Annotated in this window: 16 protein-coding genes; 3 read left to right on the top strand and 13 right to left on the bottom strand. The window is 40.2% G+C overall.

The window, feature by feature from the left end:
• Positions 1-182: 182 nt before the first annotated feature.
• The 5 genes from AC13EX_RS00515 to ytxJ form a co-directional block, all read right to left on the bottom strand.
• Positions 183-1,409: an IS4 family transposase gene (locus AC13EX_RS00515; RefSeq protein WP_482891117.1), complete on the bottom strand. Its 1,227-nt coding sequence runs from the start codon at positions 1,407-1,409 to the stop codon at positions 183-185.
• Positions 1,410-1,579: 170 nt separating this feature from the next.
• Positions 1,580-2,461, bottom strand: coding sequence for a TlpA family protein disulfide reductase (locus AC13EX_RS00510; protein WP_482891116.1), 882 nt, complete (start codon positions 2,459-2,461; stop codon positions 1,580-1,582).
• A 166-nt stretch (positions 2,462-2,627) separates the two neighbouring features.
• On the bottom strand, positions 2,628-3,362 hold the full coding sequence (locus AC13EX_RS00505) for a hypothetical protein (protein WP_482891115.1): 735 nt from the start codon (positions 3,360-3,362) through the stop codon (positions 2,628-2,630).
• A gap of 1,356 nt (positions 3,363-4,718) precedes the next feature.
• Positions 4,719-7,568 (bottom strand): outer membrane beta-barrel protein, encoded by a 2,850-nt coding sequence (locus tag AC13EX_RS00500; RefSeq protein ID WP_482891114.1) that lies wholly within the window; start codon positions 7,566-7,568, stop codon positions 4,719-4,721.
• Positions 7,569-7,755: 187 nt separating this feature from the next.
• On the bottom strand, positions 7,756-8,094 hold the full coding sequence (gene ytxJ / locus AC13EX_RS00495; protein WP_482891113.1) for a bacillithiol system redox-active protein YtxJ: 339 nt from the start codon (positions 8,092-8,094) through the stop codon (positions 7,756-7,758).
• A gap of 160 nt (positions 8,095-8,254) precedes the next feature.
• Between ytxJ and AC13EX_RS00490 the strand changes: the two genes are divergently transcribed.
• Positions 8,255-9,649 carry a DUF4403 family protein gene (locus AC13EX_RS00490; protein WP_482891112.1) on the top strand — a complete coding sequence of 465 codons (1,395 nt, stop codon included), beginning with the start codon at positions 8,255-8,257 and terminating at the stop codon, positions 9,647-9,649.
• 8 nt (positions 9,650-9,657) lie between these two features.
• Here AC13EX_RS00490 and AC13EX_RS00485 read toward each other — a convergent pair whose 3' ends face one another.
• The 8 genes from AC13EX_RS00485 to AC13EX_RS00450 all read right to left on the bottom strand — a co-directional run bounded on the left by AC13EX_RS00485 (position 9,658) and on the right by AC13EX_RS00450 (position 19,471).
• Positions 9,658-10,335 carry a 3'-5' exonuclease gene (locus AC13EX_RS00485; protein ID WP_482891111.1) on the bottom strand — a complete coding sequence of 226 codons (678 nt, stop codon included), beginning with the start codon at positions 10,333-10,335 and terminating at the stop codon, positions 9,658-9,660.
• A complete protein-coding gene (locus AC13EX_RS00480) occupies positions 10,335-12,281 on the bottom strand; it encodes a DUF294 nucleotidyltransferase-like domain-containing protein (RefSeq protein ID WP_482891110.1) in 1,947 nt (648 codons plus the stop codon). Before AC13EX_RS00480 ends, AC13EX_RS00485 begins: the two co-directional genes overlap by 1 nt.
• An 85-nt stretch (positions 12,282-12,366) precedes the next feature.
• On the bottom strand, positions 12,367-14,265 hold the full coding sequence (gene acs, locus AC13EX_RS00475) for an acetate--CoA ligase (protein WP_339717233.1): 1,899 nt from the start codon (positions 14,263-14,265) through the stop codon (positions 12,367-12,369).
• 87 nt (positions 14,266-14,352) lie between these two features.
• On the bottom strand, positions 14,353-16,038 hold the full coding sequence (locus AC13EX_RS00470; RefSeq protein ID WP_048641324.1) for a sodium:solute symporter family protein: 1,686 nt from the start codon (positions 16,036-16,038) through the stop codon (positions 14,353-14,355).
• 23 nt (positions 16,039-16,061) lie between these two features.
• Complete coding sequence (locus AC13EX_RS00465; protein ID WP_014019634.1) at positions 16,062-16,325, bottom strand: DUF4212 domain-containing protein; 264 nt, start codon at positions 16,323-16,325, stop codon at positions 16,062-16,064.
• A gap of 163 nt (positions 16,326-16,488) precedes the next feature.
• On the bottom strand, positions 16,489-17,016 hold the full coding sequence (locus AC13EX_RS00460) for an AAA family ATPase (RefSeq protein WP_482891109.1): 528 nt from the start codon (positions 17,014-17,016) through the stop codon (positions 16,489-16,491).
• Positions 17,009-17,632, bottom strand: coding sequence for a nicotinamide riboside transporter PnuC (gene pnuC / locus AC13EX_RS00455; RefSeq protein ID WP_482891108.1), 624 nt, complete (start codon positions 17,630-17,632; stop codon positions 17,009-17,011). The genes AC13EX_RS00460 and pnuC overlap by 8 nt, the downstream gene beginning before the upstream one ends.
• Before the next feature lie 96 nt (positions 17,633-17,728).
• On the bottom strand, positions 17,729-19,471 hold the full coding sequence (locus AC13EX_RS00450; protein WP_482891107.1) for a GMC family oxidoreductase: 1,743 nt from the start codon (positions 19,469-19,471) through the stop codon (positions 17,729-17,731).
• 388 nt (positions 19,472-19,859) lie between these two features.
• On the opposite strand from AC13EX_RS00450, the gene AC13EX_RS00445 reads away from it, so the two are divergent.
• Complete coding sequence (locus AC13EX_RS00445; protein ID WP_048641329.1) at positions 19,860-21,578, top strand: IlvD/Edd family dehydratase; 1,719 nt, start codon at positions 19,860-19,862, stop codon at positions 21,576-21,578.
• Positions 21,579-21,643: 65 nt separating this feature from the next.
• Positions 21,644-22,420 carry an SDR family NAD(P)-dependent oxidoreductase gene (locus tag AC13EX_RS00440; protein ID WP_482891106.1) on the top strand — a complete coding sequence of 259 codons (777 nt, stop codon included), beginning with the start codon at positions 21,644-21,646 and terminating at the stop codon, positions 22,418-22,420.
• Positions 22,421-23,032: the final 612 nt, after the last annotated feature.

Genomic DNA, 23,032 nt, shown 5'->3' with positions numbered 1-23,032 from the left:
CAATGCTATTAAGTTAAGCCTTTTAGCTTACTATTTGGGTTTCAAAATTGAATGTTTTTGATTTTCTGGCTCGGTTGCCTGTCGGTTTACCAGTTTAGGGGCATACCTTTCCCTTCACTTGGAACAGGTACCTAATTTTGGTGCGATATGTTATATTGTTTTCCTTTTACTTTCGTTTTTTCCTATTTATAGTACTGGTTAACCCTTGTGGCTTTTCCCAGACCCTTTCTCGAAAATTTCCTTCCTTTTTTTACTGCTACCAGATTTCGGGCTATCTTAGTTACAAGGTCTTCCAGTATTTTTCCCACACTTTCCTGGCTGAACAAGTTTACAATTCTTTTTCTGAGTTGTAAAAAGGCATTTTTCCAGTTGTATTTATAAATCAATTTCCGTTTCTTTTTCCTGTTGCTATTTTTCTTTTCAATCTGCTCATTAGCAGCTATTCCAGCCAAAGCCACCATGTTCATGGCCAAGATATGGGCATAAAATTCCTGATAGATACCCTGAGGCTTCCTACATCCGAACTGCTCCACTTTGATCTTAGGCTTCAGGTTTTTTATTCCCTCCTCCACACCCCATCTCATGCCATAAAGTTCCACAAGATCTTCAGTTTTAAATGATTCTATATCCTGTAGGCTGCTTACCAGGAGTTCTGTTTCACCTGTTTCCAGAACGGCTTTGGTTACCCTCACCCGTACCGGATCCGAGGTTTTGGCCGTTCCTCTCTCTGATTTGCTCGGCACCCATTCGGTGATAAAATCCATCCTCTTGTCGGCCATTACCTCTTTTGCAAAATTGGATATCCCGGTAGACATCCGGATGCAGAAGGGCCTTCCTTCACAAGTCATTCTGTGCGCCATGTGGAAGTGACCAAAGTTCCTATCCAGCACCAGCAGGTCATCCGGCTTGGGTGGAATTTTCAACAGGCAGTCGTTGAGCAAACCGGATTCGCCCGTACTCATTCTTCCGATTTTTGCCTGTACAGTAAGTCCTGTAAGTACGTCATAGACAAGAAGTATCCTTGCCAGTGAGGTCTTTAAACTATTGGTTTCCACTCCAAAATGTCCTCTAATCTGCTTGGAAGCTGGTAGATTTAACGTACTTCCATCGCCACCAAAGATCCTGTATCCCTTCCATTTAGCGGTGGAAAAACTGTCATAATCTTCTGAACTGATAGCACAGAGATCAGAAAAAAATTTCCATTCAATTTTATAACGCGCCTGTGAGAAAGCACTTCCAGTGACTTGTTGTTTGCCCAACTTGGAAAGGACATCCCCGGTAACAAATTCGGCTGATTCCTTAAACAGCTGGAGCACCGAAAGTACTACAGTTTGAAAATCAAGTGGGGAAGATCTGGAAAAATGAGTAGACTCCGAATAGTAAACGGACTGATTTTCAGATGATTGTATTTTTTCAAAGATTTTTTTTCGGACAATCCCAAGATATATCCGTCGTGTTTTGGTTGGTATTTTGTACCTTCATAGCTATATGTTTAAGACAACATAATTTAACTAAAGTAGGCCGGTTTTCATAAGGAAAATCGGCTTATTTTGTCTCAAGAGGCCATTTTTTCCTTAACTTAATAGCATTGCAATTTATAGTCATCCTGATTCATATAAAGAAGTGCTTCATGACAATAGCCACATCCGATACTTGAAAAATTTAAGAGTATCTTTTTACCTTTATAATCTTGCAAATCTACCAATTCTCCATGAAGATTCTTAATTTTAAAGAAAGGTGCTTTCTCGCCAACAGCTAATGGTTTAATGTCTTTTTTTGTTCCGTAAATAGCAGAAACAAAAGAAGAAGGGGGGTTATAAGCTAAGGATTCTAGGTCTGTGGCAAATTTATAATCTGTATACTTATGAACTAATGTTTGTGATAGTTTTCCTTTATAATAATTTCTGCGTTCCCATCTCTCAATCAATTTTGCTTCAGGATTAATAAAGATATGCTGCTCAGCATAAATTTTATTTCCTTCAATTATCGTATCGCTTTCTACTTTAAAAAAGTCTACAAGTTTTCTATTATTTAATACAGTATCATTTACATATACCCATTCATTTTGCTGAATTAAAGTGAGAGGAGACCATTTGAAATCACCAATACTATTGATGTAACTTTTTGCTAGCTCAGGTTTACTTTCAGGAAAACGTTCAACTGTTTTACTTCGATGAACTACTGATTTGAGCATGCCGTTGATTTGAACTTCATCCGAATAATAACCCTTGAGTATGAAATCATAACCAGTTATACTTTTCTTGTTTTTGAGGAATATTGCGGACATGTTTAACGTATCAATTTGCCCAGCCGGGTTTGGATATAATGCTTGTGTCTCATAAGAAATAGATTTAGCATTTGAAATTTTACTTTTGGACTGTTCTAACAGTTCTTCAGGACTATTTGAACAGGATGAGATAATGAGTAAGGTAAAAAGGAATGAAAAAAAGTTTTGTCTCATATTTTTTTATTTTTAATTGCAGAGAACGGTTCGCAGGTATGGTTAGTTGCCGATGTATTTTTTCGTTCTCTGTCATTGCCCACAAATTACAAATATTTTTTTAAATTGTCCATGAGCTAGCCCACCGGCAATTAACTATACCTGCTGTTACCGCCAGTTTTTTCTTTTAGTAATAATTCTCATCTTTCCAATCATCCATTTCACATATAGCTGTCATCTCGTCAATTATTCCAGCATTAATTTGTATTTGCAAACAAGTTGATGCTACAGTCCTATCATCAGTTTCTTTGATAATTTCATTAAGAACTTTAACTAACCTATCATCAACTTCATCTTCGGTTACTTCATAATAGTTTTCTAGGCCTTCTAATGCCCTGAATTGCTCGTCTTTGTTTTTGCTTTTTATAGAGTTTATAAATAAATTCTTTGCTTCTGGTATATGATAATAATTAATCAAGTCAGCAATTAATCCTAATGCACTTGCTCTTCTAAGTTCACTACCTTTACTATTATCATCCGGTAATTCAATAATTTCCTTTGAAAGTCTAATTAGTCTTGACAGTATCTTTTTTCCTTGATTATCATAGTCTATATTTGGTTCAATTTTTTCATCTTCAAAAATCTCAATACGTTGGATAAGCAATAATTGAAATGGTAATTTATTTATAAAATCCCAAAAATCTTTCTCTAAATACCTCAATATTCTGTTTTTTGTCTTGGCTATTTTTAGGACTGTATTACAAAAAATAACTATTTCGGAATAATCTATTGCCCTTTGCAGTGCATTTAATAAATCTGAATACAAATATTTATAGTCATTTTTATTGTTTTTATTTTCAATAATCAAGTCAATCTCTTTACATATCTCTGTGATATTTTTATATTGTTTTTTCTTGCTCATTTATTTTGGTGTACGGTTTATAAAATTGGCGGTAACAATTGTATAAAGCTATATTTTGCTTAAGAGTTGCGTATATATCCATTATAGCCCCCCTAAACTAACTAAATACTTCTAAAGAAAAAAAACCTTTATGCCCTTTAAAAAGGGGTTTTTAGAAAAATGATAGGTTTAATATACATTTTGCGCTAACCGTTTACAAACATTTAACAAACGGAAAATGCCGGAAACCTATATGTTCTCCTATACCCAAGATTTACCCCCAAATAGTCAATTGCCTCTTGCAATCTCTTAACTGCTGATTTTCTAGTAATTTCAATCCTATATAAGAGCGCTCAGAAAATCCTTTTTCTTGATCCGAGTTTAATTCAAAAACCCTATATAAACCATCATTTTACCAAAATGCTTTACTCTTAACCTTCTCTCTTGTCAGTTTTTGGTCAAATGCTTTGGTAAAAACCTAAAAAAAGCTGCCAAAAAGGCGGAAATTTCCGGCAAAAAGCTAATAATTATCAGCTAAAACCTAATAATTTCCACCTAAAAGGTGGAAGCTTGAATAAAAAAGCTGAAATTATCGAGTTCTGAAGTACCCCTCCCCACTTCTGAACCTGGAAAATTTGACCCTATCCAAAGACTTTTCCTGAAATTTTGTCCTATTTTCCAATTTTCACCTCGTTTTTTGTCAGTTTTTGGTCGAATTTTTCAGGTTTGAGGTGAAAAATATCAGTGCTGAACCGGAAAATTCCATATAATATATTCAAGCTTGTCAGTTTTAAGTACCCCAGCCCTGTTTTAAGGTGGGTAATTGAGGTTTTGAACCCCGGTGGGTAGGTTTGGAAGTACGCTGCCCCAGTTTGGAAGTACCCTTGTTTGGCCCCTAGACTCAATATCTTTTTAACGTTCTTCGATCCCTACGACTTCGACAAGCTCAGTCTCCGGGAGTTAGGTAGGTTATTAACATTTTCGGTTCCTACAGCTTCGACAGGCTCAGCCTCGGGGAGAGGATTCCTACGACTTCGACAGGCTCAGCCTCCGGTACCTATGGTTCAAGTTTAACGTAGTGTAACTTGGACCCATAATACTGAAAGTTTCCAACTTTATTAAATAAACCCTGAATTCAATCCGGGTAGAAATAGTCAATAGCTTTTAACGTTCTTCGACTCCTACAGCTTCGACAAGCTCTGCCTCCGGAAGGGGATTCCTACGGCTTCGACAGGCTCAGTTTTCGGTAAGGATATCTGCTGCTTCGACAGGATCAGGCTCTGGTTAACATATGAAAAAAACCGAACAGTATTGAATTGTTCGGTTTTTAGCATTTTCTGTCAATCAAGCCCTAAATGGGGCACGAATTGGCTTTTCTTACCAGCTTCTGGCACCACCCGGCCTTCTGCCTGGATATCCTCCTGGCCTTCCTCCACGGTCATCAGCCGGAAGGTCTGATTTCTTGAATTTACCAATGATATAAGTAAAAGAAACCATGGCATAACGGGTCATTACATTGGAATACACGTCGGAAACGGATACATCAGATATGGTTCTTGACACACTGTTGTTTTGTTTTAGCAAGTCAAAAACATATACTTTAAGCTCTCCTTTGTTGTTTTTAAGGAAGCGATAACCTGCCTCTATGTTCCACAACCAAATCGATTGGTCAAAACCTTCTGCAAGCCCACTGTAAAGCACATGACTCACATTATTGGAGATAAAGGTTTTTCCATCATTCGGAGAATAATAAAACTTCAAATTACTGGTCTGGGTGTAGTAGTTGTTTTCCAAAGCAGTCTGGAGACTACTGTTTACGATAGAATAACTTCCCCTTGTGGTCAAGTTAAAATCTACATCCTTACTGATATTACTCGCAAAAGTAATGCCCTGACTAATATCTATACTCTCATTGATATTGGTTTGTCCATTGATGATCCCTGGCGTTCTGCTATAACTTACCCCTGGGTTAAGGTTAACCTTTGTTTTCCACTTCGGAATGCTGGTACCATAGTTCACAAAAAGTCGGGTACTCATTTGGCCGTTTAAGTTAACTGGAGTAGTAATTTGCCCACCTCTGCTTAGCAATACTTCATTGTTGATCAGGGTATCCTGAGGGGCTACAAATGTATTTGTACCTATATAGTTGTTGGTAAATGAACCTAATAAAAACATAAAGAAGGTCTTATTGGTCTCCATGTCAAACTTCGAGATATTGGCAAAAATACTGTTATTGTAACTTTGTCCAAGTGATGGATTACCTACAGACAGGTTCAAAGGATTGGTGTTGTCAATTACATTTTGCAACTGATTCACGCTAGGTTCATTCGTTCTGGTTCTGTACCTGAATCGGAATCTAGTCCCTCCTTCATTTTTATAGTTCATCGTCACTGTTGGCAGTATATTCTTAAAATCCTTATTGAACACACCTTCAGTTGGAAATACGCTCACATTGTTAAGTTGTGCATATTGGTAGTCCACATTCATATTAATATTCAGCCCTTCGTTATTATAGCGATAGCCCAAGCCCGTTTTTTGGGTAAGGAATTTGTTGTCAAATTCATTACTCAATGCGGTATCTAAAACCATAATACCCTGCTCATTGGCTAGCTGAAAGGTTTTTTGGTCGGCAGCACTTTTGTTATTTCCTATTTGATAAGAAGCTGTGGCGACTGATTTTTCGCTAATTGGCTCGGTATAGGTAATATTGGCATTGTAATTAAACCCATCTGACAGCGCACTTGACTGCTGAACAAGGGTGTCAAAGGAATTTCTCACATAATCTTTGTTAGCCGAAATCAAATCTGTCAACTGATCTCTTTCGTTCCATGAAGTACTTAGATCTGTAGAGATGGTTCTACCTCTTTTATCGAATTTATACCTATAAGTCAGGTTATTTGAAATGGTATAGCCACTGGTTTCAATCCCAGTTTGATTTCTTGTATCACTTAGACTGTCCAGATTTTGGTCAAGGTTCAAACCTTGAAGGTTAGTAAAGCTTCTGTTGTCTTGAAAATTAATACTTGGCCTTATGATCAGTGCATTTTTGTCATTGATATCGTATTCAATTCTGGCATTTGCACGATGGTTATTGTTATTGATATTGCTGATCTGACTTTCCTGGTAAACCTGGCTATTGTCTTCAGAAATGACCGTTTGTCTATTGGTATTGTCCAAAATCGCGTTCTCAGTAGCGTTGAAAAAGTAGCTTCCCGTAAAGTTGATTTTCTCTCCCCATTTGTCACTGTAATTTAGTCCAAGAGAATTGGTTGTTACGATCCCATTGTTTTGGGACACACCAAAATTGCCTCCGCCTTGACTACCTCTTCTTCGGCCTCCACCTACACCACCACTTACTCCCAGCATGTCATCTGAGGAGAAGTTTTGTTGGTTGACATTGTTGGCCATACCTATAATGGAAATCCTACGTGCCCCATTAAAGAAATTTATATTACCACCTACAGAATACCTGTCATCTGCTCCATAGCCACCGTATACTCTACCAAAATAGCTGTTACGCATGTTTCCTTTGGTGATAATGTTGATGGTTTTGGCATAGTTGCCGTCATCCAATCCGGTCAATCTGGATTGGTCAGATTTTTGGTCCAATACTTCTACACTTTCAATGGCATCTGCAGGCAAATTCTTAAGCGCAATAGATGGGTCACTACCAAAAAATTCTCTACCATCTACCAAGATCTTCTGAACGTCTTCGCCTTGGGCTTGAACTTTTCCATTTTCAATGGTCACACCGGGAAGTTTACCAATTAGATCTTCGGCCATGGCATTCTCCCTGGTTTTAAAGGCATTGGCATTGAACACTGCGGTGTCTCCTCTCATCTCACCCACCACATTTTCACCTTCTATGGTCACCTCGCCTAGCAACTGACTGTCTTCGCCTATGCTGATTTCACCAAGTTCCAAAGGCATTCCACGACGAAACTCTTTGATAACTTTTTCAAATCCCACATAGGTAATTTCCAGTTTAAAAACGGGAAGTCGAGGATAAGCAATAGAAAAACTACCATTTGCCCCGGTAGTGGTATTGCTGATAAGCGAATCCTGCTGGTTTCTAAGCAAGATATTGGCCCCAATCATGGGTTCCTGGGTCTTTTTGTCCACTACGGTTCCACTGATCATCGGTGGTCCCTGTCGGTTTTGCTGTGCCAAAAGCGGTGTAAATGCCATACTCAGGGCAAGAAGGGTAAGAAAAGTAAAAATCCTCATATTATATCTGTTTAAACATGAGGATTAGACCATGCCTTTTTCAAAAGGTTTAATGGGGCATGCAAAAATGTATAAAAGGAAATTTCACCTATCCAACGGCAAATTTAAGGGATTAATAGCCAACCAAATAACACCCTAGCCCTCCAAGGATTTAAAACCCTTGGAGGGCTAGAAAAAGTTAATATTTCTATTCCGCCAATGAAACAATCTCATCGTAGTTGATGCCCATATGGCTATTATTATAAACAGCCTTTCCATCTTTGACTACAATCACTTGTGGAGATGCATGTGTTACACCAAATTCCTCAGCAATCGCATTGGACAAGGCCCTATAGGACAAAAGGTCAAGATAATAAGGAGTGATCTTATCATTATCAGTAGCTTTCCAGTTTCTCTGCACCCTGTTCCAGGCCATACCGCTTATCGAACAGCTGGTAGAATGCTTAAAAATAACAACCGGTTTTTCGTTGCTCTCTTCTTTGATTTTACTTATCTGAGCAACATCCTCTAATTTTATCCAACTCATAATTTCTATTGACTAATATTGATAAGGGTAACCAAAATAAAAGTGCTTAAAGTTCAAAGGACAGCGATTTTTTTTGATTTCTCCTATATTTCCCTTACCTCTGCATTTATTAATCCCAAAGCTTCACCCCAAATCTTTCCATTTAGACGTTAAAGTCAATATGCCAAGATACTCACTCATTATATTAGTCTTCCTTTTGACTGCTTACACAAGTTGCAGCAGTCTCAAATTGAATGGTCCAGAGGCGCAAGCCCCTCCACCAGCTTTACCTAAAGCAGAACTGTCCTTACACCTAGGTCTTGAAATTCCATTGTCTTTTGTACAGGGGAAAATAAATGAGAGCCTAAACGAAAAATTATTCAAGGAAGAAGGTCTGGAGCTCGGAAACGGGCTGTTTGCAGATGTAGATTTGAAAAAAAATGGTCTGCTTAGCCTATCAGCTACAGACGAAGGGAAATTGTTGGTCGGTCTTCCTGTGTTTTTGGATGGTAAAGTCAGACTGGAGAAAAAGATATTCGGACAAAAGATTTCCTCTGCCATTCCCTTCCAGGAAAATCTTTCTCCACAAGTCAGTTTCATCCCTCAAATCAACAGTGACTACAGTTTCGGAATAGAGGAACTTGATATACTATCTTGGGGCAAACCTCTTCAATATGACTTCCTAGGCTTTAACATTGACTTCGAACCTTTGGTCAAGCAGAAAATGATAGGGGTTATGGAAGATCAACTAAGATCAGGTTCATTAAAGTCAATAGACATAAAAAGCATTGCCAATGATTTTTGGTCCACTTTTGGAAAACCAAGGTACCTGGACAATGGCCTATCAGCAAGTTACCTGTATACCCAACCAGAGAAATTAGCTATTCATGATGAGTTTACCAAAGACCAGCAGCTAATCTTGAATATAGGCCTGGAAGGTGAAATTCTACGACAAAAAGAACGTCCTCTTGCCACTCAACTGTCCCCACTCCCTCCGGTTACGCAGGAAAAGGTAGAAGGAAATGACTTTAGCCTAACCCTTCCCATCTATGTCGGTTTTGAGGAAATGGCTGCCTACCTTGACGAAAAGTTGAAAGACAGTCTGATAACTGTAGACAAGCAAACAAAGTTGCTACCTCAAAAATTTAGCCTGCGTCATTTTGGGGAAAGGACAATGATAACCATGGAGTTTATAGGCAAAAGGGCTGAAAAAAAAGATATCAATGGCACCTTTTACTTGGCAGGAAAGCCAGTATATGATGCAAATTCACAATCCATCGTACTGGAGAATGTAGATTTCAAACTGGTGACTAAAAGCTTCCTGGCCAATACCACCAATTGGATGAAGCGAAGAAAAGTGCTCAAGGCCATTCAGAAAAAAGCTGTATTTCCAGTTGGAGACAATTTGGAAGGTGCAAAGGCTGAATTGTTGAAAAAAAGTCAAATGAATTTAAGTCTATTTAAACTTACATTACAATCTCCTGAAATTTTCATAGATGGGATATATCCCTCCACCACAGGTCTGGACATCTATGTGCGTACTTCAGCAGGAGTGAATGTAGAATGGAATCCCTAATCTTAGCCTTAGCTCAGTAGGTCGCCATAGGTTTTAATTCCTTTTTTCTCCGCCATTTTCAGAAGTTTTAATAAGAGCTGGGAGGTAAGCATAGCATCTCCGGCAGCCGTATGTCTATCATCCAAGGGGATTTTGTACCGCTCACAAAGCTTGTCCAAAGAATAATCCTGTGAAGGGATGGCATGCGGATCATGGTATTTCCCATTTTCCAATCTGACCGCCAACTCGTAGGTATCCAAGCAAGGTTGCTTGATTTTCTTCAGGCCAAGTTTTTTTCCCACTTTTTCCAGCATGGCCAAGTCAAAGCCCAGGTGATGCCCCACCAAAATTTTATTGGCGGCATCTTCAAGAAAACTTCTGATCAGTTGTTCCCGGCTTATATAAGGCCTTACCTGAATCAAACCATGGACTTTTACTGCTTCTTTGTTGCGTTTCTTTGGTCGCATGTAAAACTCTTTTGAGCTTGGGATTTTTATCCTGTTATTGGTCACATGCACCGATCCATAGGAAAGCACATAATCTTTCCGAACATCCAAACCAGTAGTTTCTGTATCCAAAACCAAGAAATCCAATTCGGAGATCGGTTTTGCCTTAGAAATCTTTTTTGTTAAAGTCTGCTCATAAGCCTTTATGTACCCAGGTTTGGGAAGCGATTGAAGCCCAAAAATAGATTTCCAGTCCACCATTATTTACCAAAATAATCCAGTTGAAATCTTACCCTCAATATTTTTTGTATTTCTTCAATGGGAAAGAAAGCATTTTTCAACAATTGCCGCTGAAGTTTTCCCAAAGAGTCTGGCTTTATGAATCTACCTGAAGAAGAAGCAGACAATCCCTCCAAAGCCCTAAACCTCATGAATATTTCATAGGCCTTACCAGCATCTTTGTAAAGTTCAGCCTGATTGGGTTCGAGTTCTGCCAGCTTTTCATAGCGCTTAAAAGTATTGTTGACTCCTACTACCTGATGGTTGAGCACAAGGACCCTGGCCGCATCAGCCAAAGGCATCATGGCCCTTAATTTAATGTCAAATTTCTCTGCATGTGCACCAGATTTCTCTACGATAAAATTTCTAAAGAACCCTAGTGGTGGCGGATTCAACAAAGCATTTTTAGCAAAGAAATTAAGAAAGATCTTCTCACTACTTATTTCCTCATACACATGTGCTGTCAGCGCCTCTGCCAGCGCTGCCTTGCCCGCAATGGCCCTGAAATCAAAGAATATAGAGGCCATTAAAAGGGATTGCTGGTCAGGTTTACTGATCCAATGACTGAAATAGCTTTTCCACTTTGACAAGGGCTGACACCATTCAGGATTGTTGGCCATCATCTCTGCGGGGCAGGAATGAAAGCCACAGGCAAACAATATGTCCATCACATCCCTTGCAATAAGGTGCATAAACCTTCTGGTGTTTTCTTCCAGTGCCTCCGGAACATCCTCATAGACCATTGCATTGTCTATATCTGTACGCAACAATTGCTCTCCTCGGCCTTCAGATCCAAGTCCAAGGAAACAAAATGGCGTATCACACACTTCCGGAAAATCTGCCGAATGCCTTGATTTGGCAATATGTATGGCCCGCTGTATAATGGTATCGTTTATCTCTGTGATAATGCCAGCAATAAAATCAATGGCCAGCTCATTTTCCAGGAAGTAGATCAACATCCCCTCTGCCTGATTTCTCAATTTGGCGATTTCATGTACATCACTGCTATCCTGCAATGCTTTGATCAATACTGCCGGACTGTTTCCCTGAGAAAGTAGAATGTCATGGTCAGAAATAATACCTATTAACTTGGACTGGTTCGTCCCATCTTCAGTAAAAACAAGGTGATGCAACCTGTTTTTTACCATGTTAAGGTAGATCTGTGAAAATTCAAGGTCTTTTTTCGCAGTAATGACCGGGTAACTCATGATTTTCTCTACAAGTGTATTATAGGGCAGCCCTTTTGCTATCAAGCGATTTCTTAGGTCTTTGTCTGTAATGATCCCTTGTGGATGATTATTTTCATCCACGATAATGATAGAGCCCACTTTATCTGCACTCATTTTCCCTACGGCCTGAGCGATGGTCTCACCAATACGGCATTGAATTACCGGTTGGGAATAATTGATTGCAGCCTGGCCGGGAAAAAGCAAAAGGCCATTTTGGTGGGAATTGTTGACTAATAGGGAACGTACTTTCTGGGTTTGGGAGAGGTCTGAACGGACTACTACCTGACCCGAAGCAAAACCGGAAGCAAAATACAAACTTACCTGACTGTTTTCCAATAATATTTTATCAAAAATCCCAACTGGAACAGCCATAACAAGGCTGTTTTCATTGGCTTTGGCATTCAGTATATAAGGTCGCTTACCCAATAAGGCCAACACCCCAAATACATCACCTTCATCGCACAGCTCAATTGTTTGTTCCTCCCCATCTATAAAATCGGTCAATTTGACCGCTCCATCCTTGACTACAAAAAAATAATTTTTGGCTGGTTCTCCTTTCTGAAACAGAAACTCATCTTTTTCAAAATAAACCAGATCCACTTCTTTGGCCACTTGAGACAGGAGCTCAGGGGACAAAAAACTGAAGGGAGGAAATTTTTTCAGGAAATCAATAACCCTATTAACGATGACATTGCTCATATGGGAATTGGTCTGGGAAAAGTAAATGTAAGGTATGGAAATCCATACCTTACATTAATATATAAATTGCAGAAAAGCAAAGGGTTTACTCCTTCCTTCCGGCAATGATTTTATCTACTACATCCGGATCCAATAAAGTAGAGGTATCCCCTAAATTATCCATGGCTCCTTCAGCGACCTTTCTTAAAATTCTTCTCATTATTTTACCAGAACGTGTTTTAGGAAGTCCTGGAACGATTTGAATTTTATCAGGTTTAGCTATTGGCCCTATGATATTGGTAACAGATGCTTTGATCTCATTGGTGAGGTTTTCCTCTGTTCTATTGGACATGTCACAAATGACATAAGCATAAATACCCTGGCCTTTTACTTTGTGAGGATAACCTACAACAGCAGATTCCACTACCAAAGGATGTTCGTTGATGGCATTTTCTACCTCAGCAGTTCCCATTCTATGTCCAGAAACGTTGATTACATCATCTACACGTCCCAAGATACGGTAATACCCATCATGGTCTCTTTTTACTCCATCACCTGTAAAGTACATGCCTTTGTAAGCAGAAAAGTAAGTTTGTTTGCATCGCTCATGGTCTCCGTAAGTAGTACGGATCATTCCTGGCCATGGAAATTTAATGCAAAGGTTACCTTCCACTGAGTTTCCTTTTAGTTCTTTACCTTCTGGATCCATTATGGCCAGTTGAACTCCTGGCAATGGCAGCGTGGCAAATGCAGGTTTATTAGGGGTAATTCCCGCCAAAGGTGAAACCATTATTCCACCGGTTTCGGTTTGCCACCAGGTATCCACTATAGGGCATCTGGTCTTACCAATATGCGTATGGTACCAATGCCATGCTTCTTCGTTGATAGGCTCTCCTACAGAACCCAGTACTTTGAGAGAGTCAAGTTTATAAGGTGCTATTGGATCTGTACCATGTACCTGCAATGCACGGATGGCTGTAGGTGCTGTATAAAATTGATTGACTTTATATTTGTCGATTATTTCCCAGAATCTTCCCGGATTTGGATAAGTAGGAACACCTTCAAACATTATGGTAGTGGCTCCTGTCAATAAAGGACCATATACGATATACGAATGTCCGGTAATCCATCCTACGTCAGCCGTACACCAGTAAACATCTCCCGGAGTATATTGAAAGACATTTTCAAAGGTATACTTGGAGTAGATCATATAACCACCACAGGTATGAACCACACCCTTAGGTTTTCCTGTAGAACCGGAAGTATAAAGAATGAATAGTTCATCCTCACTGTCCATTTCAACAGCCTCATGGCTTTTGCTTTTTCCTTCAATGGCTTCATGCCACCAAAAGTCTCTGCCTTCTTTCATGGTAACTTCCTGACCTGTTCTTTGGTAAACAATCATTGTTTTTACCAGGTCAGTATTTTCCAGAGCCTCATCTACTACAGATTTCACAGGAATTTTCTTATTGCCTCTGAAATTTCCATCTGAAGTAAGCACCACCTTGGCTTTACAATCTTCAATTCTATCGGCCAATGCATTGCTGGAAAATCCTGCAAACACTACAGAATGAACTGCACCCACACGTGCACAGGCAAGCATAGCGATGGCTGCCTCAGGTACCATGGGCATATAGATGATGACTTTATCTCCTTTTTCTACACCTTTCTCTACCAAGACATTAGAAAAACGACATACTTCTTCATACAATTCCATGTAGGTAAGTATTCTGTTCGGATCTCCTGGTTCATTGGGTTCCCAGATTATCGCAGGCTTGTCACCCATGGTGTAAAGGTGCCTTTCTAAGATGTTTTCGGTAATATTAAGCTTACCGTTTAAAAACCATTTTACATCAGGTCCTTCAAAATTCCAATCAAGGGTCTTGTCCCAGCGTTTTTTCCAATGAAATGAATCTGCTATTTTGGCCCAAAAATTTTCAGGGTCTGCAACACTTTTTTGGTATTCATGGAAATAACCACTTAGTGTATGAATTCTATCGCTCATATTATCGATATTTTAGGTTGTATTAATGTAAAGTTAATTAAATACGCAAAGGATTTATTGAATTACAAATCCTTTGCGCTCATTGAGTTAATGGTCATGGGCTTCACCAGCTCCTCTTGGGATTCTGATTTCCTGAATCATTTCCTGCACATCAGCGGGTGGTGGCGGTGTAAGCTTGGAAACAACATAGCAGACGACGAAGTTGATTACCATACCTAAGGTACCAATTCCTTCAGGGGAGATACCAAACCACCAGTTTTCCATAGAATTGGATTCCGGCTGAATAAATTTGAAGAAAATAATATAGGCAAGGGTAAAAACAAGGCCAGAAACCATTCCGGCAATTGCACCCTCTTTATTCATTCTAGTAGAAAATATACCCATAATAATCACAGGGAAAAAGGAAGCTGCAGCAAGGCCAAAAGCAAAAGCAACTACCTCCGCTACAAATCCCGGCGGGTTGATACCAAAGTAGCCAGCGATAATCACTGCAAAAGCAGCGGATACCCTAGCAATGATTAACTCTGTCTTCTCCGTCATCGAAGGCACAAAGGTTCGGAACAAATCTCTAGAAACTGAAGTGGAGATAACCAGCAATAGTCCTGCAGCAGTAGATAAGGCCGCAGCCATACCTCCGGCAGCTACAAGTCCTACCACCCAGTTAGGCAATTTGGCAATCTCAGGAGCCGCCAATACCATGATGTCCTTGTCTATTCTAAGCTCGTTGGTCTCAGGATTTGGGGTATATTGTACAATTCCATCATTGTTAACATCTTCAACAACGATTAGATTGGTTTTTTGCCAGTTTTCTACCCAAACAGGCAGTTCATTTACAGGTTTGTCTGCCACGGTATCTATGGCATTGTAAATTCCAAATGCGGCAATAGCTGGAGCAGTAGTGTAAAGGATAGCAATAAAAATCAAGGCATAGCCTGCAGAAAGCCTTGCATCTTTCACTCTAGGCACTGTGAAAAACCGAACAATAACGTGAGGCAATCCTGCAGTACCAACCATTAAGGCAAGGGTAATGGCAAATACATCCGTCATTGACTTTCTTCCAGAGGTGTATTCCTCAAAGCCCATGTCCAATAACACCCCATCCAATTTATCTAATAGATAGGTCCCATCCTGTACTGTCCCACCTAAACCCAATTGAGGAATAGGGTTTCCAGTCAACTGGATTGAAATAAATATTGCAGGAACCATAAAAGCAAATATCAACACGCAATATTGGGCTACCTGAGTATAGGTAATGCCTTTCATTCCTCCCATTACCGCATAGAAAAACACTATGGTCATCCCGATCAATACCCCTGTTTCAATATCCACCTCCAGGTACCTAGAGAAAACGATACCGACACCGCGCATTTGGCCGGCTACGTAAGTAAATGAAATAAATAGGGCACAGAATACGGCAACTACACGTGCCTTATTGCTATAATAACGGTCCCCTACAAAATCTGGGACGGTAAACTTCCCGAATTTACGAAGGTAAGGAGCCAATAAAAGGGCCAGAAGAACATATCCTCCAGTCCATCCCATCAGGTAAACTGAACCGTCATAGCCCGAAAAGGCAATAATTCCGGCCATTGAAATAAAGGAAGCTGCTGACATCCAGTCTGCAGCAGTAGCCATACCGTTGGCTAAGGGAGAAACGCCCCCTCCAGCAGTATAAAATTCTTTAGTAGATCCTGCTCTAGTATATATCGCAATACCGATATACAAGGCAAAGGACAGACCTACTAGGATGTAGGTCCAGGTTAAAATATCCATATAGAGGTGATTATTTAAAAGGGTTATTTTTCATTGACATCAAATTCTTCATCAAGCTTGTTCATTCGATATACGTAAACGAAAATCAATATTACGAATGAAAATATAGAGCCTTGCTGTGCAAACCAGAAGCCCAATTTGTACCCACCAATCTTGATGGCATTGAGAGGTTCTACTAGCAAAATTCCAAAGCCAAATGAGACAATAAACCAGACCGCAAGAAGAATCAATAAGGTTCTAATATTGCGTTTCCAGTATTTTTGCATTTGTTGTTTATGGTTATCCATATAATAATATGTTTGAGTTTATTGGTTAAAATAATCCTGAAATTATTTAAAAAATCCGTAACTATCAGCAAGATTTCGTTAATCTACCAAAATTAAGGCAGTTTCGGCTTGAGCGATAGATGATTGGTTTGGCTCAGAATGCCAAAATATTACGAATTTATAATTAATCCTTTTTAAATAAACATTTTTCAACGCAGTTAATAGCGGTTTTTAAGCGCTTTTGCTCTGTGCCAGAGATTTTTTTCCAGGGCAGCCCAGAAGCGCGCATTTCATTTTCATAAACCTGCATAAAATATTCGCGCATGGCAGGATCAGCATGTTCCCGCTGTGGATCTTCTGCCCAAGGAATGTCTATTGCAGTAAGTAAATAAAGTGAATATTCCCTGGTTTGGATCTGTTGCTTAATCCATTCGTGGGTTTGCTTATACCTGTGTTCACTCCACACCTTGATCACGCGAAGATCTGTATCACAAAATAATTTATCTTCAGCTTCAGCAGCCATTTCATCTTCCAATTTAACCTGACCCTTTGCAATGGCCAAAAGGTCATCAAATGTATAGGGCCTATCCAATTGGTCGATGTATTCTCTAGCGTATTCAGGAACCCAGGGTGCATTGAAATGGGCAGCCAATTCCCGGCTTAAGGTACTCTTACCCGTAGATTCCGGCCCAATGATCACTATCTTATGCATTGGGTTGGGCATAGCCTTTGGCCAACTTTACCCAGGCAATTAAGCCCAGTACAGCCAAAATAGTGAAAACCAAAAATTGAAAGGAGGTAAGCACCAAGCCTTTGTAAAAGTAAAGAGGTACAGAAACCAAATCGGTAATGATCCAGGCAATCCAGTTCTCTACTTTCTTTTTTGCCATCAGCCACATCCCCACAAAAGCAGAGGAAGTGGTAAATGAATCCCAGTAAGGAACATCACTGTCTGTGAAATTTATCAAAACGAAATACAAGACCAAGTAAGAAAATATCCACAAGGAAAGGGATTGAAAAATTCCGGTTTTACTTAACCAGGTAACAGGGACAGCCGTTTTTCCCGGTTTGGGATTGGTCCAGATGTACCAGCCGAAGATGGACATTGAAAAATAATAGGCATTGATCCCCATGTCAGCATACAGTTTGACCTGCAAGCAAATCCAAACATAGATCAGTGTACTGACGATTCCGGTAGGAAACACCAAAATATTTTCCTTCATGGAATAATAAACAGAAGCAAGGCCGAAAACAACAGCTATGCCTTCTAACCAACTCATTGCTGCGATCCCACTTTCTATGCCTTCTACTATGTATTGCCAATCCACGGACCGAATTTGCGATATATTTTTAACAAAAAAAAAATCAGCGATGAAGTTCCTGTAAAACTTCGACGCTGATTTCAATTGGAAATAATGGGCTTGTTAACCTATGTTTTTCTTTTTCATCTGATCCACTATATATTCAGATGTTCGGATAGAAAGGGCCAAAATGGTCCATGTTGGGTTTTTATCTGCCTGAGAAACAAATGGGCCGGCATCTACTACAAATAGATTGTCACATTCATGGGCTTGAGAATACTTATTCAAAACAGACGTTTTTGGATCATTGCCCATTCTGGTAGTACCTACCTCATGAATAATTCTTCCTGGGGCCTCTAAACCATATTTGGTGTCTGCTCCTGGTTTCTTGCCCATCACTTTGGCTCCCATGGAATCAAACATCTCTTCAAAGGTTTCCTGCATGTGCTTGGCTTGTTTCACCTCATGGTCGGTCCAGTTGTAATTGAATCGAAGCACAGGAATACCAAATTTATCTACTACTGTAGGGTCAATTTCACAATAATTGTCATACTGAGGAACAGATTCTCCCCTGCCAGCGATACCTACTGTGGCACCATAAATATTTCTAATGTCTTTTTTAAGACCTTCACCATAACCACCATTAGGTCTGGGCTTGCCAAATTCATCCTGCATGTATTTTCGCATGGACTCCATTCCAAAACCAAAACCATAATTTGGTTGGCGCATACCTCCACCGAATTCAAGGTGATATCCTCTAGGAAAGTCCAATTTTTTATTGTCCAACCACCAAGGGGTATACACGTGCAATGAACCTACACCGTCTTCATTGTATTTGTCTCTGCCTATAAAGTCAGTCATTAATGCAGACCTACTCGCTCCTGTAGAATCATGCAGGTATCTACCTAAAGTCCCACTGCTATTAGACAATCCGTTAGGATGTTTAGTAGAAGCGGAGTTCATCATGATTCTGGCCGTCTCACCAGCAGAAGCACCCAAAACAACAACTCTTGCTTTCAGTTTGTATTCTTGCATGTCAACCTTGCTTACGTAGGAAACGCCCGTAGCTTCTCCTTTGTCATTGGTGGTAACTTTACGCACCATGGCATAGGTATAAAGATCTACATTTCCTTTTTTGATGGCAGGTTTTACCAATACTGTTCCTGCAGAGAAATCACCATAAACCTGGCAACCCCTGTTACACTGTGCACAGAAAAAACAAGCGCCTCTTTCGTTATTTACCGGACGGGTCAAAACGGAAACCCTGGAAGGAAGTACAGGTAGGTTGATTTTTTTTCCTGCCTTGGTAAAGGCCGCCTCGTGCAATCTTGGCTTTGGCGGAGGAAGAAAGTTTCCATCAGGTTCATTTCTCATGCCTTCTTTAGAACCGAAGACACCTATCATTTTATCTACTCTATCGTAGAATGGTTTTACATCGTCATAGCCAATTGGCCAATCGTCTCCTAAACCATCAATGCTTCTTCTTTTAAAATCATCAGGTCCAAAACGTAGAGAAATTCTTCCCCAGTGATTGGTCCTTCCCCCTACCATTCTGGAACGGAACCAGTCAAACTCAGTTCCATCTTTTCGGGTGTAAGGTTCTCCATCAATTTCCCATCCTCCATAGGCTGCATCAAAATCGCCAAAAGCACGAACCGTATTGGCCCCTCTTCTCGGTGATTCCCAAGGAAACCTCAATTGGGTTCTGTATTCTTCCATTGCAGGATCGAAGTCACTTCCTGCTTCTACCACTGCAACACTCAGACCTGCTTCTGAAAGAATTTTACTTGCCATTCCTCCACCGGCACCTGATCCTACAATTATCACATCATAGGTATCCAAGGATGATTTTATTTCAAAGCTCATTGCTGATTATTTTGAGTTTATTTATAATTCGCCCCCCAAAATAGGAGATTAATGCTAATTTTTCATCATTTCTAAAATCAGGCTTTAGCTGATCTATCAGAAACTACACACTAAGTCAGGATATTATTTGTCATTTCCACGATTTACAAACAATACAACGGACAAACCTAGGATTACACCCCTTCTTCCGATGAATATTTTTATGATTTAATTCGAAGAAAAGACAGCAAAAATTAACATTCAATGAACTGTTACCTGCAATTGAGGTTTTTGGATGTTAAAATTTTATTTTGCCCAAACATTTACTATCCTTATACTTTAAATAGGATAAAAAGTACTACCCTTGCCGGGTAAAGCACTTTTTTTTGCACAAAACATAACCCAAAAAATGAAAAAAAAGGAAAGAAGAAGCCAAGGTTGGTTTGGAAAAACTGGCAAGGATGGGCTTATTTATAGGTCATGGTTCAGGAAACAGGGCATCCCTACTCATGAACTAACTGGTAGCAAACCAATCATTGGAATTTGCAACACCTGGTCTGAGTTAACCCCATGTAATTCTCACTTTAGGGAATTGGCAGAATTCGTGAAAAAAGGCATATTGGAAGCAGGAGGTTATCCTGTAGAATTTCCGGTAATGTCACTTGGAGAAACCGTGATGAAACCCACGGCCATGCTCTATAGAAACCTGGCAAGTATGGATACAGAGGAGTCCATTCGTGCCAATCCATTGGATGGGGTAGTATTGCTTTGTGGTTGCGACAAAACCACTCCCTCACTAGTGATGGGAGCGGCAAGTGTGAACTTGCCAACCATCGTCGTTTCTGGTGGCCCTATGCTAACTGGAAGATACAGAGGCGCTGAAATCAGCACCAGTGACATTTGGAGGTTTAGTGAAGACTCCAGATCAGGAAAAATTTCCCAGGAGGATTTGTATGTTGCAGAATCCGGACTTTGCCGAAGTGATGGGCATTGTGGGGTAATGGGAACTGCCTCCACTATGGCCTGCATGGTAGAATCTCTAGGCTTGTCCCTTCCTGGAAATGCTGCTATTCCTGCTCCTGATACTGGCAGAAAGATATTGGCCCACATGTCAGGCATGGAAATCGTGAAAATGGTTGAGAATGACCTGAAACTTTCTGATATCCTTACCAGAGAAGCTTTTGAAAATGCCATAATGGTCAATGCTGCCATAGGCGGGTCTACCAACTTTGTTATTCACCTATTGGCCATTGCAGGCAGGATGGGCGTGGAACTAGACCTGGAAGATTTCGACAAATATTCAGCAGGCATCCCACTTTTGGCTAATCTTCAGCCTTCTGGAAAGTATTTTATGGAAGACTTTTACTATGCCGGTGGATTGCCTCCCGTTATCCGTCAATTGAAAGACAAGCTACACAATGGAGCTCTTACCGTAACCGGTCAAAGCATAGGAAAAAACAATGAGAAATTTGAAAATTACAACAAGGAGGTAATTGCTGCCATCGATGAACCTTTCAATCCTTTGTCAGGAATAGTGGTACTCAAAGGCAACCTCTGCGAAACAGGCTCCATTATCAAGCCTTCTGCTGCCAGTCCTGAACTGATGAAACATACTGGCAAGGCAGTAGTTTTTGAAGACATTGATGACTATAAAAACAAAATAGATGATCCCGATCTGGACATCGACGAAAACTCCATCATGGTGCTTAAAAATGTAGGCCCAAGAGGCTATCCAGGAATGCCGGAGGTAGGCAATATGGGACTCCCTCCAAAGGTACTGGCCAAGGGCATCAAAGACATGGTTAGGATTTCTGATGGAAGAATGAGTGGCACCGGTTTTGGAACAGTAATCCTTCACGCCACTCCTGAAGCGGCAGAAGGAGGGAACTTTGCAGTTGTGCAAACAGGTGATGAAATAGAGCTCGACGTAGAGGCCAGAAAGCTAAACTTATTGGTGTCAGATGAAGAGCTGACCAAAAGAAAAGCAGCCTGGAAAAAACCAGCAAGCCCTACAGAAAGAGGTTATGTGAGTCTATATGTTAAGACTGTTGAACAAGCCAACCTAGGAGCTGATCTGGATTTTCTTAAAGGCAATTCAGGAAGTGAAGTCACCAAAGACTCTCATTAATTCAATCCCATTATTACCGGAAAGCAATGCTGTTTTCCGGTAATTTTTAAACTTTATTAAACCCAATGAATAAAACCAATACGGAAGCTGCTCCAGTAGCCTTAGTTACAGGAGCCGGTGTAGGAATAGGCTTTGAAATCGTTTTTTTGCTGGCTTCCAAAGGTTATAAGGTCATGTTGAATGACTTGGATGAAGCCGTCACTACAAAAGCCTGTGAAAAGATAAACGCCACTTTCCCCCAGTCCTGTAAAGGAATTTCCGGAGATGTTTCGGACATCCATTTTATCGAACAAATGGTGCAGCACACAGTCGAAGCATTCGGAGCCATAGACGTGGCCGTGGCCAATGCAGGCATCACTGTTTTTGGCGATTTCCTTACTTACAAGGAAGCGGATTTCCATAAAGTAATGCAACTGAATCTGGCAGGCAGCTTTTTTCTAGCCCAGCAGGTATCCCTGCAAATGATCAAACAGAAAACAGGAGGCAGTCTGCTTTTTATGTCCTCAGTCACCGGCCATCAGGCCCATAAAAATTTAGCTGCTTATGGCATGAGCAAAGCTGCTTTAGAAATGCTGGCCAAAACCCTGGTCGTAGAACTTTCCCCTTATAAAATCAATGTAAATGCAGTGGCTCCTGGCGCCACCATGACGGAACGTACCGCTTCGGAAGAAGGCTATGAAAAAACCTGGTCAGAAATAACCCCCATGGGAAGGCCTGCCTATCCCAAAGACATTGCCGAAGCCGTAGCCTTCCTGGTTTCCCCAGCCGCAAGGCACATCACAGGCCAGAGTTTGATCATAGATGGAGGATGGACTTCTACCAGTCCTTCGCCTTATCGGTAGGGGATCGGTAATAAATTCAAACCTATAAGGTTTTAAAAACCTTATAGGTTTATTAAAATGTAACAACTATGAAAGGGCTAGTAAAATTTGAACCGAGTAGCTACTATCATGTAATAAACCATGCGGTAGGTAGCGGAAACCTTTTCAGATGTGATGAAAACTACCGGTATTTTCTAAGAAAATATGCGCAGTATATGCCTTCGGTGTGCAGTACCTTCTGCCCAATCACATTCATTTTTTAATCAGAACAATCGATGAAGAAGCTGCTCTAAAACATCCAAAATTCAAGAATGATTATCATAAGCTGGTCATGCAGGAATTGAGCAATCTATTAAATGCCTATGCAAAAGCTTACAATAAAAAATACGAGCGTAAAGGTGCACTTTGGATAGATTATACGAAGCGATAAAACCCGAAATATGCAATAGACAATCTATTACGTGCTGAAATCGCTTTAAAATCAGCCACTTCGTTGCTGTTTTCAATTTCACCATAGCGGTGCTATGCTAAAATCTCCAAACAGCCTGATTAATTACATTCACCAAAATCCCGTAAAACATAGATTTACAAGATTGGAGTTACAGTTCTTACTGGTCTCATCTTTCAGAAAAA

It is taken from the genome of Cyclobacterium sp. L-R, from assembly GCF_056859355.1.
This window is presented reverse-complemented; position numbering and strand designations above follow the sequence as displayed.

What these genes read in the sequence shown, in the direction of transcription:
- AC13EX_RS00480 (WP_482891110.1), bottom strand. Translation starts at nt 12,281, where the DNA reads ATGAGCAATGTCATCGTTAATAGGGTTATTGATTTCCTGAAAAAATTT.
- AC13EX_RS00470 (WP_048641324.1), bottom strand. Translation starts at nt 16,038, where the DNA reads ATGGATATTTTAACCTGGACCTACATCCTAGTAGGTCTGTCCTTTGCC.
- AC13EX_RS00450 (WP_482891107.1), bottom strand. Translation starts at nt 19,471, where the DNA reads ATGAGCTTTGAAATAAAATCATCCTTGGATACCTATGATGTGATAATT.
- AC13EX_RS00445 (WP_048641329.1), top strand. Translation starts at nt 19,860, where the DNA reads ATGAAAAAAAAGGAAAGAAGAAGCCAAGGTTGGTTTGGAAAAACTGGC.
- AC13EX_RS00440 (WP_482891106.1), top strand. Translation starts at nt 21,644, where the DNA reads ATGAATAAAACCAATACGGAAGCTGCTCCAGTAGCCTTAGTTACAGGA.
- AC13EX_RS00505 (WP_482891115.1), bottom strand. Translation starts at nt 3,362, where the DNA reads ATGAGCAAGAAAAAACAATATAAAAATATCACAGAGATATGTAAAGAG.
- AC13EX_RS00485 (WP_482891111.1), bottom strand. Translation starts at nt 10,335, where the DNA reads ATGGTGGACTGGAAATCTATTTTTGGGCTTCAATCGCTTCCCAAACCT.
- AC13EX_RS00510 (WP_482891116.1), bottom strand. Translation starts at nt 2,461, where the DNA reads ATGAGACAAAACTTTTTTTCATTCCTTTTTACCTTACTCATTATCTCA.
- AC13EX_RS00465 (WP_014019634.1), bottom strand. Translation starts at nt 16,325, where the DNA reads ATGGATAACCATAAACAACAAATGCAAAAATACTGGAAACGCAATATT.
- AC13EX_RS00500 (WP_482891114.1), bottom strand. Translation starts at nt 7,568, where the DNA reads ATGAGGATTTTTACTTTTCTTACCCTTCTTGCCCTGAGTATGGCATTT.
- acs (WP_339717233.1), bottom strand. Translation starts at nt 14,265, where the DNA reads ATGAGCGATAGAATTCATACACTAAGTGGTTATTTCCATGAATACCAA.
- AC13EX_RS00460 (WP_482891109.1), bottom strand. Translation starts at nt 17,016, where the DNA reads ATGCATAAGATAGTGATCATTGGGCCGGAATCTACGGGTAAGAGTACC.
- AC13EX_RS00490 (WP_482891112.1), top strand. Translation starts at nt 8,255, where the DNA reads ATGCCAAGATACTCACTCATTATATTAGTCTTCCTTTTGACTGCTTAC.
- ytxJ (WP_482891113.1), bottom strand. Translation starts at nt 8,094, where the DNA reads ATGAGTTGGATAAAATTAGAGGATGTTGCTCAGATAAGTAAAATCAAA.